Here is an 18,581-nt window from a genome sequence, read left to right on the forward strand (position 1 = left end):
TGTTAATTTCAATCATCAAAATCATTTCGTGATTTGATTTTATTTTTCTCTACCTCTTCTGGATTAAAACGAAAACGCTGTTTAGATCTTGAAAAAATAGGACGTCGAAACATCGCTGAGATCGGCAAACGGATAATGCTGTCTTTCCAATCTGTAAGGCGTGTAGGATAAAAAGGAAACAAATAAGGACGTCTTAATGATTCTGTACGTAATAAACGTGCTAAAAGCAAAGAGCTTGTTAAAACAATTCCTAATAAACCCAACAGGTGTGCAGATATTATAAAAGGAAAACGAATTACTCGAATTGTATTACCAATTCGATATATTGGTGCTGTAAATGAGCTAAGAGCTGAAAGTGCAACAATAATAATAAGTACATTACTTGTAAGACTTGCCTCTACAGATGCCTGTCCAATTACAATACCCCCTACTATACCGACAGTTAGACCCACTTTAGTTGGTAAACGTGCCCCCGCTTCTCTCAGTAATTCAATCGTTATTTCTAAAAAAAGCGCTTCAATTAATGGAGGAAAAGGTACTTTACTTCTCGATATGATTAACGTTTCAAGAAGTTCTTTTGGAATAAGCTCGTAATGATATGTTAAGATTGCAACATATAATGGAGTCGTTAAGACAGAAAACATAAAAGCAAAAAGCCTTAATAGACGAAAAAAAGAGGCAATAATCCAAGGCATGGTGTAATCTTCTGTCGTAGAAAAAAAGTCAATTAATGTTGTTGGAAGAGTGATTGCATAAGGTGAGCCATCTACAAAAAGTGCAATTTTCCCTTCTGCCAATACAGCTGCTACACGGTCTGGTCGTTCTGTATTCAAAAATTGAGGAAATATAGAATTCGGGTTGTCTGCAATTAACTGCATCAAATACGTGCTATCCAAAACGTGGTCTGTTTTTATTAGACTCACCCTTTTTATAATTTCTTGTAGATTTTGATCATTTACAATTCCCTCAATATATACAATCGCAACGGTTGTGTTAGATAGAGAGCCTACTTTCAATTCCTTCATTTGTAAATAAGGTGTTGGAAGCTTTCTACGTACTAAATTTAAGTTTACATCTAAATCTTCAACAAACGCGATTTGTGGACCCACGATATTGTATTCAATTTCAGCTTTTGTAATATCTCTTTTTTCTTTCTTTGCCACATTGATTAACAAGCCATTTAATTTATCTGTATCGAACTGAATAAGTATATAGCCGTTTAAAATACTATCCTGAATATCTTCCATTTGATTTGTTATTTTTGAATTTTCAAAGGGTAAGACAGACCGAATATCTTGTAATGAATCGAAGCTCTTCTCTTTTATATAAGTTAAAACCTCTTCATGAAATATATTTACATCGATTAAGGTTCTAAAATATGAAATGACTATAGAGGATTTGTTTGAAGCAATCTCCAACGTTATAAAATCTTTAGATTTTTTTAGTAATTGCATTAATTCCTGCAAAGATTTTATAGAGTGAACAGGTACTTTTTCATGTGGTTTCAATTGATAATACCCTTCCTTTCAAAAAGAACCTATATATAGTTTTTAGAAATTTCTATTTTAAAAATGAGGGATATTTATATGTCAATATGCTCCTTAAAAATAATGCCTTTTTAACTAACTTAACCAAAATTAGTTAAAAAATGTATTACAAGTAAAAATTTGAAATGTCTCCAAGAAAAATTACAATATTAAAAACATCCTTTCTTTTGGTTCTAAAGAAAGGATGTTCTTATAACAGGCTTTTTCAAGTGTCTATTCTATAGGGTACATTTACCAGTGTTCTTCTCTTTATTATTTCATTAAGTAACATTGGCATTACATTCTGTATGGTTTCTTAAAAAATTTCAGTAAGAGAATATCTTAATTTTGAAGTGTACAAATAGGGAGAGTGACTTCAACTGTAGTCCCCTTATTCATTTCACTCTTAATAAATATCTTTCCCTGATGTGTTTCAATGATTTTATAACAGATCATTAATCCTAAGCCAATCCCCTCTTCTTTAATACTATAAAAAGGTTCTCCGAGGTATGGTATACGTTCTTTTGGAATCCCACACCCTTGATCGATAAAACGAATGCTTACTTGATTATTATCAAGTATATTTATTTGAATCAGAATTTCCCCTCCCATCGGCATAGATTCAATTGCATTTTTTAATATATTAACAAATACTTGTTTTAATTGATTTCCTTCACATGAAATCAATGGAATACCAGGGTTAAGATCGATTCTAAATTTTATATTATTCATCATTGCTTGAGGTTGTAGTAGCATTAAAACTTGATCCATTAGCACACTCATATTATTAGGTTGCATTTTTACCACCTGTGGTTTGGCTACCGCCATAAATTCAGTTGTAATGCTCTCTATACGCTCAATCTCTGATGATATTATATTAATATAACCCTGATTATTCTCATTTTCCGTTGATTTTAGTAATTGTATGAACCCTTTCATTGCAGTTAATGGATTATTAATCTCATGAGCCATTACAGTCGCTAATTGTCCTACAACAGCAAGTTTTTCAGATTTTCGTAATAATTCTTCTGTTTTTAGCCGTTCAGTGATATCACGAGAAATACTTAGGAAAACCTTTTTACCATTTAAGTTAAAAACACGAACACTAAACTCAGTTGTTATTACTTTTCCTGTTGGAAAAACATATTCATCTTGCAAAGTGAAGGAAGTTTCTCCCTTTTTAATTTTTTCTAATAGCCTTACGATCATTTGAGAATCTTGTGGTACTATATTTGAAAATGATAATGAGAGCAACTCTTCTCTACTATATCCAAATCTTCTACACCCAACAGGGTTTACCTCAATAAATCGACTTGGAGCATTATCTTCATTTAGCTCTACTACATATACCGCATCAGTTGCTTGTTCAATTAGTGCACGGTACTTCATTTCACTATCTCTTAATTGCTGGTGTAATCGATGTCGTTCTCTTTCTGCTTGTTTTCTTTCAGAGATGTCTCTACATATTGCTGATAAAGCTATCACATTTCCTCTTACATCTAGTATAGGAGAAACTGTCAGACTGATATCAAGAAGACTCCCATCGCTCCGTTGTCTAACAGTTTCTAATCTAGTAACCACCGATTCTCCTGTTAGAATTTTCTGAATATTTTCAAGTGATTCTTCCATTAAAAAATCTGGTACACAAGGTAATCTCTTACCTATGATTTCTTGTGATGACCACCCAAATATCTTTTCATAAGCTTTGTTGGCTTGTAAAATATGCCCTTCTCGATCAGAAATGGTAATAGCATCTAGATTGTGCTTTATAAATGATTCCAATAATTCTTTGGTAGCGCTTAATTCTGATTCTACCTTTTTTCTTTCGGTTATATCAACTGTAGAACCAACAACTTCAATAACTTGTCCATTTCGTTTAATCGGCCTAAGCGCAATAAGAATAATAGTTTTATCATTTGGCCAAGGTAATTCAAATATAATTTCTTTTCCTTCCCATGCCTGAAGATAGTACTTCATCAATTGTGGAACTAAATGTGGAGGAACAATAGAAGCATCAATAGTACGTAAGCTTTTTCCTACCACCTGTTCAGAATAAAATCCGTTTTGATAATAAAACTGTCCATCACATAAAGTGTGTATAAAGTGCTTATCCACTTTTTTAAATTTAAAAATTCCTCCTTGAAGCTCATGTACGGTATCTGCAAGTTCTTGCTTCGATTTTTTTAATTCTCGATTCATTTTAGATAAGTCCTGTGTTAAATAATACAATCTCTGGTAGGCTTCCATAAGAAATAGCCCAATTAAAAGTCCTAACGCTATATATAATAGGCCTCCTGTGTAAAGTAATGTAGTATTAAATAATACGCCAACTAACCACTTTATTCCAATAAAAACAGAAAAATATAACGATGCACTTTTAAAAGGATGTAGTTTTTTAAAATAAGTTTTAAAAGTAGAAAATAGAATCCCCATACATAAATAAGCAATCACAGGAGGTTCCCAATACTCTCCAATGTAAAAAATACGCATTAATATTATGCTAATTAGCGTAATCCAACCAGCAATACGACCAAAGTAAATAAAAGATAGAATAAGAGGAACAACTCGAAGATCGTAAGAAAATCCCATGTATGGAAAAGAAAAGAACATTAACGTAACTGCAATAATCCCTCCATAGAGCTTTTCGAAATATCGACTAGAATTAATTGTAAACACTTGAATAAATATTGCTGCGCTAACTAATAAAGAAAAAATAGAAAGGTTGATGAAATAATCTTTAATAATCATGTAATGTCCCTCCTTGCATTAAGTGTATTCGACAAAAAAGCTAAAAATCCTACAAATTGTATAAACAGTTCAAATGCATAAATTTTAAACTAGGATAAAATCTGGAAAAGTAAATAAGGAACACAGCAGATGGGATATTTTAATGAAAAATAGTTCAAAAAAGATAATAGTAACCGTTGACTACTATTATCTTTTTTCTTTAAGTTATCGTAATACGTATGAAACTCTAAGGGACGTGGTATGTCATTTCATCAAACAATGATTATATGCTGAGTCATGAATATAGAAATTTCAGCAGTAATTTTTGAAAAATAACATAAAAAACAAAACTATCTTTGAAAATGGAAAAAATCTATATGAATGTCAACTAATCTATATACAAAAACGTTCACTTAATTTTGCATAAAATCACTCCACTTAGGAAGCTAAGTAGTTCTTCAAGGTCGATAAGAACACCTGTAGATGCTTCAGGATAACTACATAATTGTATGGGTAATGTACTTGAAACCTTTCGGTAAAACCATACACATAATACAACTAACTCCTTGGTTCAATATTTACTTTTTCGCTGAACAAATTCTTTTTCTTGAGCAAAATATTCTAGGATATAAGGAGATTTTTCGATTAACTTGGTGTCTAGTTTATTCTCCAGCTCCAATTACTTCGTTACTTTCAGATTCAGTTCATTATATTTTGTACTTTGTCTTTATACACAACATATTCTTTACCATCCACTACTGCTACTACCGCAAATTCATCATTTGGATTGAATGAAAGCCAATCAGCCCACATGTTAGTATTAGCCCCTCCACTCCACATATTATGAACAGTGTTTTTCGTTAAATTCATAACTTTATAAGACGCATTTGGCGCATTTGTTCCAGTCTTTATTTCAAAAGTGTATGCGTTATGAATTTTTTTATAAAAGTAGAAAACGTTTGATGGACGAAGCTGATTCAAAAAATCCTGTTCTTTTTTCTCTGCAATTTTTATCCCTTCTTGCAAAGTGACAACATCTGTTTTTAATGTTTTCCAACTGTTTTTCGCTGCATTCAAGCTAGGGGTTAAGAATTTATATTTATTTTGATCAGCTTTTTGATCAGCTTTATCAATATGTCCCAGTACACCCGAATATTGAGAATCTAAATCCTCCCATTGCGTAGACATATAAGTAAGAGCAGTGATAGCACTATCAAGCATACTATGCATATCACTAATATTATGAAATGCAACTCCAACTACACGATTCAATGTTATTTTATAATCTACAGTCTGACGCAATTTTGCTAATTCAGGTTCTAGCCAACCTAACTTACCTCTTGCATCACCTATCATTATGCCACCAGCAATCAAGGTTGGAATAAAGGGGATTTTCACCATGTCTAACCCCTTAGATTCTATGTCTTTCTGATATTTTACTTGTCCTAAAAGGTCCTCTAGACGCTTTTGGTCAGCCTCCACATCGGCACCTTGGTTTTTTAAAATCGATTGCAATGTCTCTTTATGACTTCCAAATGTTCTAACATCTTCTCCAATAGCATTCTTTAATTGCATTAATTCTTCTATTAATGCTTTTGCAGACTTTTGATTTTGTTGAATTCCTCCCTGTAAATCTGTAATCCCTTTTTTTAAAGTATCTCCATTTCCAGTATTGATCGCCTCTACTAATGTTTCATAATAATTTTCAAATTTTGTATCGTATTCTATAATGCCTGTCAATGTATCTAAAAGCTGTTTTTTTACTTGTGTATTCCATGTAACAGCATGTGCTCTTGCATTCTTTTGATCTTGTACAATTTTACTAGGTAAATCCGCATTTCCATTAATAGTTATTCCTTCAAAACTCACATCTGGATTATTAATTAGCAAATAAGAATATTCATTCATAGATTTTGCAAATAAACCAGCATCTTGCAAAGCTTTTTTCATCTGTTCTTCATTTGCTGAAAGAGATATATTTTCAATGTTCGTTTGTTCAATTTCAATTGCAAAAGTTTCTATTGGTATGACTGCATAAGTAGTTGTTATAGTTATAAACGCTGATACAGCGAGTAGTTTATTAGAGATTTTTTTCATCATTTCGTATTCCTCCTATATAAGGTATGGTTTCAAGTTCTAATCTTATTAAAAAGCGATGTCTTTCAAAATGAGTTCTACATCTTTTATCAGTATCGTTTGAACTTTCTTTAGCAGCCTTCAAATCATTAAGTATTAAAGAAAATGTATATAATCTACTTCAAATTAACCGATTCTGTTGCAAATTTTAAAAAAGCAATTAAACTACAAGGTTATTTTTTATTCGAATCATACTTATATATAATTGAAAGGCGAAGTCTTTAATGAGACTCCGCCTTCTGTTATATAAGGATTTATTAATTATTACTTTTCTGTTTAACATTGTAATCATAGACTTTCCATGTTTTAGTTCACTTTACAACAGAATTAATATTTCCCTATTTTTGTGGAGTAACAGTTTCCACTTTTAATTCCTTTATTCCTTCTTTTAATGTAACAGCATCTGTTCGTAATGTTTTCCAACTGTCTTTCGCTGCATTTAAATTAGGTTTTAAGAATTTAAATTTATTTTGATCGGCTTTTTGAGCTGCATTCTCAATATGCCCTAGAACGCCCGAATATTGAGAATCTAAATCATGCCACTGCGTGGACATATAAGTAAGAGCGTTAATGGCATCATCAAGCGCCTTGTGCATTTCATTAATATTACTGTAAGCAACTCCAACTACACGGTTTAAGGTTACTTTATAATCCACGGTCTGACGTAATTCTGCTAATAAAGGCTCTAACTTACCTAAATTATCCCTTGCTACTCCCACTATAATACCGCCAATTATTGGTAGACCCAAAATAGCACCTTTCATTACATTAAACCCATCAGATTCTAATTGTTTATAATAGTTTACTGATCCTAATACTTCTTCTAGACGCTTTTGATCGGCATCAACATCTGCACCTTGATTTTTTAAAATTGACTGCAAGAGCTCTTTATTACTTCCAAATGCTCTAACATCGTGTCCAATAGCGTCTCTTAATTTAGTTAATTCTTCTATTAGTTGTTGTGCATACTTTTGATTTTGTTGAATTTCACCCCGCAAATCTGTAATCCCTTCTTTTAAAGTTTCTCCATCCCCTGTATTAATCGCCTCAATCATTGTTTCATAATAATTGTCAAATGTTGTATCGTATTCAACAATACCATTCAATGTATCTAAAAGCTGTTTTTTTACTTTCGTATCCCAAGTAACAGCATGTGCCCTTGCATTCTTTTGATCTTGTACGATTCTACCAGGTAAATCTACATATCCATTAATGGTAATTCCCTCAAAATTCACATCAGGATTCTTAATTAACATATAAGAATAGGCATTCATAGATTTTGCAAATAATCCAGCCTTTTGCAAGGTCTCTTTCATTCTCGCTTCATTTGCAGAAAGAGCTGTATTTTCATTGTTCGTTTGTTCAATTTCACTTGCAAAAGTTGTTACTGGTGAAACTACATTAGCAGTTGTAATAGTTAATAGCGTCGATACAGCGAGTAATTTGTAAGGGATTTTTTTTATCATTTCATTTTCCTCCAATTTAGGTTTTAAATTTCAGTTCTACTCCTGTTTAAAAGCAATATCTTTTGAAATGAATTCTGCATCTTTATGAATATCATTCCAACTTTCTTTAGCGGCTCTTAAATCATCTGGTATTAAAGAGAATTTGTGATCTTGCATAGAATCGATATTATCCAGTAAATCTGTATAATTTGCGCCCATTGTATTCCATTGCTTTTGAATATTTGTTAGAGACAATATCGCTTGATCTACAGTCTGATATAAATATGCCAATGTTTCTTTCGCGTTAGTAAGCGAAAGAACTGCTTGATTAGCACGATCTGCTTTCATACTTAAATCTCCGATTTTGTTAGAAATTTCATTATAGGAGTCCATATGCTTAGATGCTGTGACACCAGCCGCAGTTCCTAGACCGATACCAGCTGCACCAAGAGCTGAAAGTCCACCAACAACAGCCGGTGTTGCTGTACCGCCAGTTACAACAATAACTACCGCTCCTCCAATAGCTGCAATAACTAAAATAGCTGCTCCCAATCCACCACCAATTGACCATGCTAATACATCATCAAAATGTTTTTTCTGAGTAGAACGAAGTTGCTCAATTTCAGCTTGAAGTTGTGGAATCGTTGCCTGTTGACCTGCTAATATTGCAGTTAATCCACCTTTCCCATCTGGACCACCAACATTATTTTTAAAATCTGTAGAATTTTGATATAGTTTCCCTTTGAAGTCTTGTAGCATCTTAATCACATCTGTAACTTCTTTTGAATTTGTATTGATTGTAGTAATTAAATCATTTATACCCTCTTTTAGACCTGCCTTATCTTTCTTTTGTACAGTTTCTACTAATGTGTCGTAATAATTTTGAAATTGTTCATCGTAATTTACAATATTACGAGCAGTTTTTTGAATCTGTGGCTTCGCTGTATCTAACCAGTAATTCGCATTGATTCGTGACAGCTCTTGATTAAGGTGAATATTTTTGAGCAACTCTCCCCCCTCTGAGCCTAAATCGATATTAGATAAATTTACATTTGGTTGCTTAATCATTGTTTTTGCGTATAAATCCATTACTAGAATATGAGACCCTGTTTCAGCCAATGCTTTCTTCAGTCCTTCGGGGCCTAATGCATAATTGCCTACTTTTTGTTCTTGAGCAGTCGTTTCTTGTGCAAATGCATGAATAGTGTTACCGGTAGTAGCAGTTATAACAGTTGCTAATGTAGCTAAAGTTAGTACTTTGAATGGAAATTTTTTCATGACTATTCTCCTTCTTTCGCTAAATGCTTATAATCTTTATGAATTCCGAAAAAACGCAATATTAAAATTTATATACTTGTTCTTCAAGGTAACTTATTACATTTTTTAATTGTCTTAATGTATCTTTTTGAGACTGCTCGCTAGTTGTATCAACATTAGTAGATAATTTTGTAATGCTATTTTTTATTAGATTTAAATCTTCTTTATAGCGCTTTAGTAGATCAAGTTCTACATCTACTTGATTTGCAAACGTATGCAAATCATTTTGTGTAAGAAGAAGCATTGATTTTTGTAAATCAGCTATTGATAATTTCGTTGTTAAATCATATATTTTTTGATTTTGTTTCTCTAAATCATCTAAATATGCTCGCTGTTCTGCTGTTAATTTATTTACTTCAGCAAAAACGCCAAATGTTTTCTTAATCTTTTCGGTATCAATGACCTTCATTAGGTCATACTCTTGTGTTTTTGCTGCAGCTGCGGCTGCTATTTCACCTTGTTTGCTTTTCTCAATTGCTTCACGAGCTGCTTTTTTTGCTGATTCAATCTCTAGAGCAGTTTTACCTTGCTCTGTTGCTTCTTGCACTGCTTTTTTCTCAGCTTCTAGAATAGAGTTGTTAATTTCTTTTCCTTTGTTATACGCTGCCACCCCTGCTTGCGCAGCTGGTTCAATAATTTCTTTTGAAAGACTATAAACTTCTTTGAATATAGCAAATCCCTGTTCATTTAAAGCCCCTGGTATTAATGCAATTTGCTGTAAATCATTTTGAATTGCTTTTTTGGTATTTAATATTTCATTTTTTAACTGGTCTATTTTTCCTGTTCCGTCTGTACTTAGTATGCCTTGAGCAGTTGCCACATTGGTATCAAAATCTTTTAATTTTTTATCAAGCTGTAATTTAAGATCTGTTAATTCATTGATTTGCCGTTGCGTATTTTCTTGATTCGTCATAGCCATTTCTTGAAGTACTTCAAGTCTATCCGAAAACCCTTCTCTATCTTCTTTATTGTCTACAAACGATTTTAATGTCGGGTAATAGCTATTAAATTTTGTTACAAATCCTTTACTTTTTGAATTTAATAGAATTAACTGTGGATAGAGTTCCGATGACCATTCCTTCATATCTTGTTTGATTAGGAATTGATTTGTATTTAAAGCTGTGACTTCCTCTAACTGTACATTAGGACTCATTAAAGATTGATCAATATACGTTTGAATTAATTTAGATTGCGCACCTAATTTTCGTAATGAAGAGGAAATATCCATGCCTTCCTGTTGAGTTTCCGCTTGAACGATTGGTGTTGCGAGAGTATTGATAGGAATATTTCCTCCAGTTACAATGGATGTGACTAATAATCCTGTAATTATTTTAGTTTTCATTCTGTACACTCCTTTACCATTGTTTTTATAACTTAATTCATATAACTTGTACGACCTCTCTCTTTGTAAACTAGTTAAGAAGGAGAAATCTTTCAGATAGGGTAATATCGTTAGTTTTTACTTCTAATAGGATGTAAGGATTTTACTTATCTCTCATTTCGATACTCTATTTTTTCAAATATAAATAACAAAAATTTATTAACTATATTTGAATCAAGCACCCTATGAATAGTAAATGTGTAATTCTTCCCTAGAATTGCGGTTTAACCTACAGAACCGCGAGAATCAATAAACCAATGCTTACAGTTAATCTTGCCATAACATTGTTTAATTTCAATTTAATAATATATCTCTTAGTTTTGTCAGCAAACTCCTTACTAGATAACAAAAGGTGAAATTATACTGTACATCGCTTATACTTTTATTGCGGAATAACTTCACTTTTGTTATGCAGAAACTTAGGACACGTTTATTACAAATTTGATTCTTGACCTCTTGTAAATAAATACACTATTCAGAAAAATATACTCTACATAATGTTACTTACAACTTCACTATAATTCCTATTAGCGTAACCTTCTCCTTTCTGTCTGGTCATACCAGTTATGTTGTTCATTAAAACATTAAATTTTTAATGCGTAAATAGAAAAATTTTGTCGATTACGCTCGATAATTTACTGTTAAATAAAAATATGAACCGGAAAAAATTATATAAATATAGTTATTCGTAAATTTCATTTCTGTAATTGTAATGATTACAAATTAATGTGTATACGGTTAAAAATAACTATTTTAGCTCAACCAAGAAATTTTATTTTAGAAAAAATACTTATAGAATAATATAATAGGTCTTTTTATACTTTTTTACCTTTATTTAGTTATGTATAATTGCATAAAATGTAGATATATTTAGTAATATATGTTATATTGTTGATTTTTTTACAAAACATCCTTATATATTTATTAATAAATATATAATGTGAAGATATTAGTCTATAAACTTATCTTCGTTATAAACGTAGGTTTTAAATTACAAAAAGGCTGCAAAGCTTACTTGAAACACTTTGCAGCCTTCTGTCTTTTTGTTTTCTTTAGCAAAATAATGGTTAGTGAATTTTCATTTTTGGGGATACTTATACCCATGTTTAAGTCTTTACATTGGAGACAGCAGATAACAAGCTTATATTACTGTATATTTTTCACGGTACTGCCTAGGAGTCATGCTAGTGTTTTTTTTGAAAACTCTTATAAAATAACTTTGGTCATTAAAGTTAAGCCACGCACAGATATCTGATAACGAATAAGTAGTGAGTGTTAATAATTTCTTTGCTTCTTCCACTCGTTCCCTTTGAATATATTCGCTTAAAGTAATTCCCATTTCTTTTTTAAATAGTTTAGACAGATAAGTAGGCGTAATTTCTAAATGATTAGCAAGTTCATTCAGAGATATTCCATCGTAAACATTTTTATTAATATGTTTTATACATGTAGTAACCGCGTAAGAATACTTTTTTGCATTGTATTCTTTCACACGATCTGCAAAAGTACGTAAAGCATCCCCTGACAATCGCTTTACAGATTCTACATTATCTAATTGTTCCAGGGTTTGTATATATAAAATACTATGAGCAAAAGCAATATCTGGTGGCAGGTTTCCTTCTATTGCATATCGAGTGGCTAAGGTAATCGCAATAATTCCAAGGTTTTTTTGATTCCTGAGCGGATCCTCTATTAGCATAAGCTCAACATCTTCTTGCGAAACCGCATACATATACTGTATTAACTTTTTTTTATTCCCTTCTTTAATAGTCGAAAAGAAATCATTTACTAATGCCATATTGTGCGTTTTAGGTTTGTTTTGTCGACGTTTTAAAATATATAAATCAGGTTTCACATTTTTATTAGGAATTTCCTCTAGTACTTTATTTTTTTCCAAGACAATATCTACATCTAACTTTTCATTGAAAATCATGTAATGTAATAAAATTCCCATATCAATTAATGTAGTTTTTTTAATCTCAGATAAACACTGATAATATGCAAGTCTTTCTTGAATGTTATCATTTGCTTTAAATTCTTTCTGAAATTTTATGATCATATCATCTGAATCTTTTGGATGTATAGTAGGACCGATTATAATAGTCCCTTTAATATCATCATGATTTTCTATATGAATTAGAACAAAATTTTCAAGATAGTTGTTACTTCGGAAAAGTGGCAAGTTAAAGGGATCGTTTTCTTGATAAATATCACTAAGATGTTCTTCTTTTGAAGAATAAAAAGGACTACAAACATTATCAGATGTAGAATGATATAAAATCTTTCTGTCTGCAGATAAAATATGTACAGGGGCATTAAATGCTTTATGTGCAAGATCACACAAGTGTTGTATATCGATAGAAGTATTCATTACATTCTCCTTTATAGATCCATAAAATATATTCTGTTAGATATAATTCACGACAAATAATACTATAAAATATCAAATTAGTACAATTCATAACAAAATATTACTATATCTTTTTTATAAAAATCATATATTATTTAATTGTAGTTAGCATCTAAACATCAGAGTAGATAAGTAAATGAAATAAGTTAAGTTCTTTTCTTAATTCTACAAGATATAATTATTGAACTTGAGAAAACAGTGAAATACTACAAAATACAGTGGTAGTCAATGCGAGGACCAAGCTGGAAAAAGATTTAAAATACAGCGAAAGTAACAGGAGATACTGTACCACCGCAAGAAACAACAGTCAAAGTTCCAATTCAATCACTTATACAAATTGAATTCAAAAAAATAAATACTGCTAATTTAAATATGAAACTGAAAAACTATTTTGCTCCAAATTTTAAAAAAAAGATAATAAAGAAGTTGTGAAATTGGAAACAGATGAAAGCGATACGGCTATTTTTGAAGCACTATGCTTTGAAAAGTACAAGGTGGAGGAAATTCAAGTACTCAACTAAACATTTAATTGAGAGAAAGGTCTTTTCATCAACTAAAAATAAAAAAACGAATGGAATTTTCAAAAAAAATGACACTATATTACTGATCGCAACATTAGTTTACTTTCCACAAAAGAGGAAAATATATATAGACTTTACAAATACTAAAAATAGCAAACTAGATAGTTTTAGTACCGCATCACATAAAGTGAAACTTTAATCAGTGGGGATTTTGTTCATCCCCACTGATTATTAGCCCACACCAATCGGGCTTTTACGGACAGTTGATCCCCCACCTAACTTCTTTGCTTCCGCTGAATTTTGAGGTCGGGGTCTTACTGCCCGGCAAATAGCGAGATAAACTTATTATTAATTTCCAAATACAATAGTTGTTAATCAACCAAAAACTTCAATAACCAAGGTGCACAGTAAATTGACATCAAAACAATTCTTACTACAATATCAGGTTTTGCTTATTCTATAAAAAAAGAAATATCACTTAAAAACTATTCCTTTATATCGATTTAGACATAAAACATTTTATTATATCGGCTTAAGTATTATGGAATTAAAATTGCAAATAACACCAAAACTCTTTAAAGGGTTCATACATCACTCGTATCGAATTTATCACCTTTCGATACCTACGTCATTAACATAACTAAAAAATATTATTACAAAGGAATCTGAGAGGTTTTTTCAATTTCGAAATTTATTTTTTTGTAAATTAAAGGAAAAATAATCCGTATATATACGGATTATTTTCTTAGTGTAGTCTGTATTGACCTGTTAACTGTTTTTCAGCTATTCGAACTAAGCGTTTTGTAATCTCTCCACCGATCCGAACCATTTGCAGATGATGTGATGTATCAGGTCCCAGTGTGACCCCTAGTTCAAAAGCACTTTCATACTTCATTTGCTCAATAGTACTTGTAGTAGCAGAAATAAGAATTTCATTTGTATTACTTTCGTATCTTTGAATATTTATAAATAACATGTGCCTAATTATGCTATTTATGCATGATCAACCTAATTTATTCCAGTATTTTTATAGGAACCCTTTCCCTCCCCTTATTCCACCAATTAAATTTGAAACACAAATGTACATTGCATTTCAATATAACAATAAAAGCTATAAAAGCTACAAAAGCAACGAATTTACTACTTTAAAGTTAAGTGTTTAACCTTGAAGTACTTAAATTCTTTTTTCCAGATAAAGCATACATTATATCTTGATGTTTTATTGTCCTCTTATAATTATGTGGTATCGGGAATTTTTTTCGGTATTCTTTCATTATAATTAAAGTTTGAAGTTCTATGCTCAATACTTTTGCGAGGATATGATAGTTATATCCATTGTTTAACAGAGAAATTATGTCATAAAACATAGTTTTTCCACCCACTAATTTTACTAATTTATTCTTTAACTCATCCCCTTTTTCTTTAGCTTTATCAATTTCTAACAACATAGATTTTTTATTTGTCTGCTTAATGTATTGAGTATACAACTCTGGGAATTCTTTTTGTACTTCTTTGTTTAATACTGGTTTATATTTAATCATATAAGTAACTTGTAACAAAGAGCGTTTTAACAAACTATCTTCAATGAGATACGCTACTTTATTAAATAAATGTACATATTCCTCAATATTGGAATAACTATTAAAATGAGCTAATACTCTACTTTTTATACTAAAAGCCTTGCCTACATAAATAATATTGTCATTATAGTCTTTAATGAAATAAATACCACTGTCAGATTTTTTTAATTTATTATCCAATTCTTCTATACTCATAAAATGCAATTCACTCATACTTCTCTCTCCTTAGCAGTGTTAAATCGTAAAAAACAAGCAAAGTTTCTAAAAAAGTACTTAGCTGCCCTAGCATCTCTTATTTTATCTCTTGCTAAATGTCAAAAAACTGTTTCTATGTTACTCAACTATCAATATGATTATTAATAAAATTTTCGATCGTTATTATCTCGCAATTTTATCATGTAATTTCGAGATCGTTTCCTCATTTAAATTACTGTGTTTTATCGAATAAAGGAAATATACTACTACCCCAATAGTAATCCAAATACTAAAGTACACCCATGTCCTTAACGGTAAATTTAGCATTAAAAACACACAGCATACAATTGCAACGCATGGTAATACAGGTACAAAAGGTACCATAAATCCACGTTTTAAATTTGGATGTGATTTACGAAGGATAATAACTGATAGACAAACTAACGCAAACGTCACCAAACTACCGATATTAACTAAATTAACTAATTCTTTCAAATCAATAAACCCAGCTATTATAGAGCTCCCTATTCCTGCTAATCCAGTTATAAAAGTGGGTGCTCCAGTTTTCTTATTAACTTTCGCAAATGATTTCGGTAACAATCCATCACGACTCATTGCAAAGAATACTCGTGTTGCCGCATACATATTGGAAAAAATAACAGCCATAAGGCCAATTACAGCACCTGCAGCAATTGCACCAGCGACTTTTCCTTGTCCTACAACTTCCATTACATAAGCCATTGCCTCAGGAACATTTAATTCTTTATAGGAAACCATTCCTGTCATAACAAGGCATACCATAACATAAATAATTGTACATATGATTAATGATGCAATAATACCGATGGGAAGATTACGTTTCGGATCTTTTACTTCTTCTGCTGAAGTTGCTAATATATCAAAACCTGTGAAAGCGAATAAAATAGCTGCTCCACCCGTAAAAACCCCACTTAAACCGTATGGTGCAATTGGTATCCAGTTCATTGGTTTTACATAGAATATACCAACTGTAATAAACAACAAAATCATACCAATTTTAATCAATACCATTATATTATTGATTCGTTTACTTTCCCTTGTACCACGGGATAACATCCATGCTAATATCAATGTAATGATTACTGCTGGTAGATTCACAATACCACCATGCGAAGGAATCGTTACTAGAGCTTTAGGTATCTCTAATCCAAATCCCTTTATTAAATTGTGGAAATAGCCTGTCCATCCAGCAGCGACAGCCGCTGTTGCCACGATATATATTAACAGCAATGACCAACCTACTAGATGAGCAACAAACTCACCAATTGTTGCATATGAGTACGTATATACACTACCAGACGCCGGGAGTGTAGAAGCAATTTCCGCGTAACATAATGCTATAAATCCACATATAATTGCTGCAAGTATAAATGAAAAAACAACTGCTGGACCAGCATTTCTTGCTGCTACTAATCCAGTTAACACAAGAACGCCCGTTCCAACTATCGAGCCTACCCCTAACATAATTAAATCAAATGCTCCTAATGTTTTCGTTAAAGTCTTGCTTTGATTATGCTCTAACAATTGTGTAACGGATTTCTTTTTTAGTAAATTACTCATATTTTCTGTATCCCCTTTAAAATAAGGTTTGTTCTTCTCGTTAGTGTTGTATATAAATTTACTTAGTTATTAACTAGCCTCATAATATTTCTTTTACATTAAATAGATTTGAAATATTATATAAATTCGCTTCTCACTTACTAGTTAAACTAGACATTTCCATAGATTTTTGCGTACAACGTTTCATAGCTGAAATGATAGCTGTTCTTAAACCTTTTTCTTCTAGCGTTACTACAGCTTCTATCGTCGTTCCACTTGGAGAACAAACCATATCCTTCAATTCACCTGGATGTATTCCTGTTTCCAATACCATTTTTGCAGAACCTAATACAGCCTGAGCCGCAAATTTATAAGCTTGTTTTCTCGGCATACCGCCAAGTACAGCAGCATCTGCCATGGCTTCTATAAACATATACACATATGCTGGAGAAGAACCACTAATAGATGTAACAACATCCATTAGTTTTTCATTTATGACCTCCGTCTGGCCGAAAATATTAAATATGTTCAGTACCTCTTTTATATCTTTTTCTGTAACCATTTCATTAAAACATAACGCAGACATTCCTTCTCCAACAAGTGCCGGTGTATTAGGCATTACTCTAACAACCTTTAACTTTCTACCAAATTCATTCTCAGTGCTCTTAATACTTTTTCCTGCAGCAATAGTTACAACGATTACATCATTTTTTATTTGATCTTTTATTTGGTTAATTACCGATGAGTATAAATCTGGTTTGATTGATAAAATTAAAATGTCAGCACTGTTAGCGACTTCATTGTTGTTAGTAGTTATAGTTATGCCATATTCATTACTAGCATTTTTTAAATTACTGACGTTTAAATCTGAACAAATTATTTGATCTGGAGAAACTATATTTTTTTTTATCATCCCACCTATCATAGCAATACCCATGTTTCCACATCCGATGAATCCTATTTGTTTATTCATAATAATTTGCTCTTGCTCCTTCTACTCTAAATTTTATTGATTTTGAAATTATTATTCTAAATAAGGGCTATTACAATTACTGGGTTTATCAATAGAATTTCAAAATTCTCCTTCCTATAATGAGTTATGTTTTCGTATTTCGTTTACAAGCATGCATTAAAAAAATGAAGAGACTTTCTATTCATAGAACTATTAAAAACGAGAGTAAAATGGTGATAATTTTTATGAATTAATAATCTTTAACTATTCAACATTTTAAATAGAGCTTACACATCCCTCTAATAATTACTTATTTTAACAATTTATAGTTAACCTTAAAAAAATGTATTTAAATTCCAAATAATTATCCCCATAGATAATATGAAACAAAGTAATGCAGGAATTGCCATTAAAATAGATTGTTTTGCTCGAAAAATATGAGCATGAATGGCTCCGACCATGAGAACTGCTAATAACGTATTTGCTCCTAGCGCTAAGTATTGATTCCAAATACCACCGATTATACCTATTGCTCCAATAATTTCAATAAAACCAATTATAGACATAAACCATAATGAATATTGATATTGTCGCCAATGTTCTACCTGAAAAGATATACGGAAAATTTTTATGAATCCCCCTACTACAATAAAAATTGCTAAAACTACCTGAAGAACAATCATCATTTAAACTCGCTCCTTTTAAGACTTTGTTAATTTTCATACTTCACAAGGAATAAATATATGCGTTTTACAAATATCAGAAAGGGAGATACACATAATTTAACTTTTTATACGCTAAGAACTAAGTAGA

Annotated in this window: 12 protein-coding genes and 2 pseudogenes; 1 reads left to right on the forward strand and 13 read right to left on the reverse strand. The window is 31.3% G+C overall.

The features are described from left to right. Nucleotides 1-8 precede the first annotated feature (8 nt). The 8 genes and pseudogenes from ACTFR3_RS03075 to ACTFR3_RS03110 form a co-directional block, all read right to left on the reverse strand. Nucleotides 9-1,508 carry a spore germination protein gene (locus tag ACTFR3_RS03075; protein ID WP_102956894.1) on the reverse strand — a complete coding sequence of 500 codons (1,500 nt, stop codon included), beginning with the start codon at nucleotides 1,506-1,508 and terminating at the stop codon, nucleotides 9-11. A 360-nt stretch (nucleotides 1,509-1,868) separates the two neighbouring features. Next, nucleotides 1,869-4,274, reverse strand: a complete 2,406-nt coding sequence (locus tag ACTFR3_RS03080; RefSeq protein WP_440044149.1) for a PAS domain S-box protein — start codon at nucleotides 4,272-4,274, stop codon at nucleotides 1,869-1,871. 430 nt (nucleotides 4,275-4,704) lie between these two features. After that, nucleotides 4,705-4,932, reverse strand: a pseudogene (locus ACTFR3_RS03085) (hypothetical protein); the annotation flags it as partial. A gap of 20 nt (nucleotides 4,933-4,952) precedes the next feature. After that, nucleotides 4,953-6,353, reverse strand: coding sequence for a hemolysin BL regulatory component HblB (hblB, locus tag ACTFR3_RS03090; RefSeq protein WP_440044150.1), 1,401 nt, complete (start codon nucleotides 6,351-6,353; stop codon nucleotides 4,953-4,955). A 374-nt stretch (nucleotides 6,354-6,727) separates the two neighbouring features. Next, the gene (gene hblA / locus ACTFR3_RS03095) at nucleotides 6,728-7,855 is read right to left on the reverse strand and encodes a hemolysin BL binding component B (RefSeq protein WP_400154705.1); all 1,128 of its coding nucleotides are present in this window, start codon (nucleotides 7,853-7,855) and stop codon (nucleotides 6,728-6,730) included. 36 nt (nucleotides 7,856-7,891) lie between these two features. Beyond that, entirely contained in the window at nucleotides 7,892-9,112 is a 1,221-nt protein-coding gene (gene hblD, locus ACTFR3_RS03100; RefSeq protein WP_400154704.1) for a hemolytic enterotoxin HBL lytic component L1, read from the reverse strand. Between the two features lie 61 nt (nucleotides 9,113-9,173). Further along, nucleotides 9,174-10,493, reverse strand: a complete 1,320-nt coding sequence (hblC, locus tag ACTFR3_RS03105) for a hemolytic enterotoxin HBL lytic component L2 (RefSeq protein ID WP_078401515.1) — start codon at nucleotides 10,491-10,493, stop codon at nucleotides 9,174-9,176. Nucleotides 10,494-11,673: 1,180 nt separating this feature from the next. After that, on the reverse strand, nucleotides 11,674-12,903 hold the full coding sequence (locus ACTFR3_RS03110) for a helix-turn-helix domain-containing protein (RefSeq protein ID WP_001097906.1): 1,230 nt from the start codon (nucleotides 12,901-12,903) through the stop codon (nucleotides 11,674-11,676). 430 nt (nucleotides 12,904-13,333) lie between these two features. On the opposite strand from ACTFR3_RS03110, the pseudogene ACTFR3_RS03115 reads away from it, so the two are divergent. Further along, nucleotides 13,334-13,463: pseudogene (locus ACTFR3_RS03115) on the forward strand (peptidase). 745 nt (nucleotides 13,464-14,208) lie between these two features. On the opposite strand, the gene ACTFR3_RS03120 reads toward ACTFR3_RS03115, so the two are convergent. The 5 genes from ACTFR3_RS03120 to ACTFR3_RS03140 all read right to left on the reverse strand — a co-directional run bounded on the left by ACTFR3_RS03120 (nucleotide 14,209) and on the right by ACTFR3_RS03140 (nucleotide 18,454). Then, nucleotides 14,209-14,439, reverse strand: coding sequence for an alpha/beta-type small acid-soluble spore protein (locus tag ACTFR3_RS03120; protein WP_000897407.1), 231 nt, complete (start codon nucleotides 14,437-14,439; stop codon nucleotides 14,209-14,211). A 175-nt stretch (nucleotides 14,440-14,614) separates the two neighbouring features. Continuing rightward, nucleotides 14,615-15,256, reverse strand: coding sequence for an excinuclease ABC subunit C (locus tag ACTFR3_RS03125; protein ID WP_001292163.1), 642 nt, complete (start codon nucleotides 15,254-15,256; stop codon nucleotides 14,615-14,617). Between the two features lie 165 nt (nucleotides 15,257-15,421). Next, nucleotides 15,422-16,837, reverse strand: coding sequence for an amino acid permease (locus ACTFR3_RS03130; RefSeq protein ID WP_000067450.1), 1,416 nt, complete (start codon nucleotides 16,835-16,837; stop codon nucleotides 15,422-15,424). Nucleotides 16,838-16,970: 133 nt separating this feature from the next. Beyond that, nucleotides 16,971-17,789 carry a pyrroline-5-carboxylate reductase gene (gene proC / locus ACTFR3_RS03135; protein WP_440041544.1) on the reverse strand — a complete coding sequence of 273 codons (819 nt, stop codon included), beginning with the start codon at nucleotides 17,787-17,789 and terminating at the stop codon, nucleotides 16,971-16,973. 314 nt (nucleotides 17,790-18,103) lie between these two features. Next, nucleotides 18,104-18,454, reverse strand: a complete 351-nt coding sequence (locus ACTFR3_RS03140) for a DoxX family protein (RefSeq protein WP_048527821.1) — start codon at nucleotides 18,452-18,454, stop codon at nucleotides 18,104-18,106. Nucleotides 18,455-18,581 lie beyond the last annotated feature (127 nt).

Source organism: Bacillus cereus group sp. MYBK14-1, from assembly GCF_051916885.1.
In the GTDB taxonomy this organism is placed as follows: Bacteria; Bacillota; Bacilli; order Bacillales; family Bacillaceae_G; genus Bacillus_A; species Bacillus_A cereus.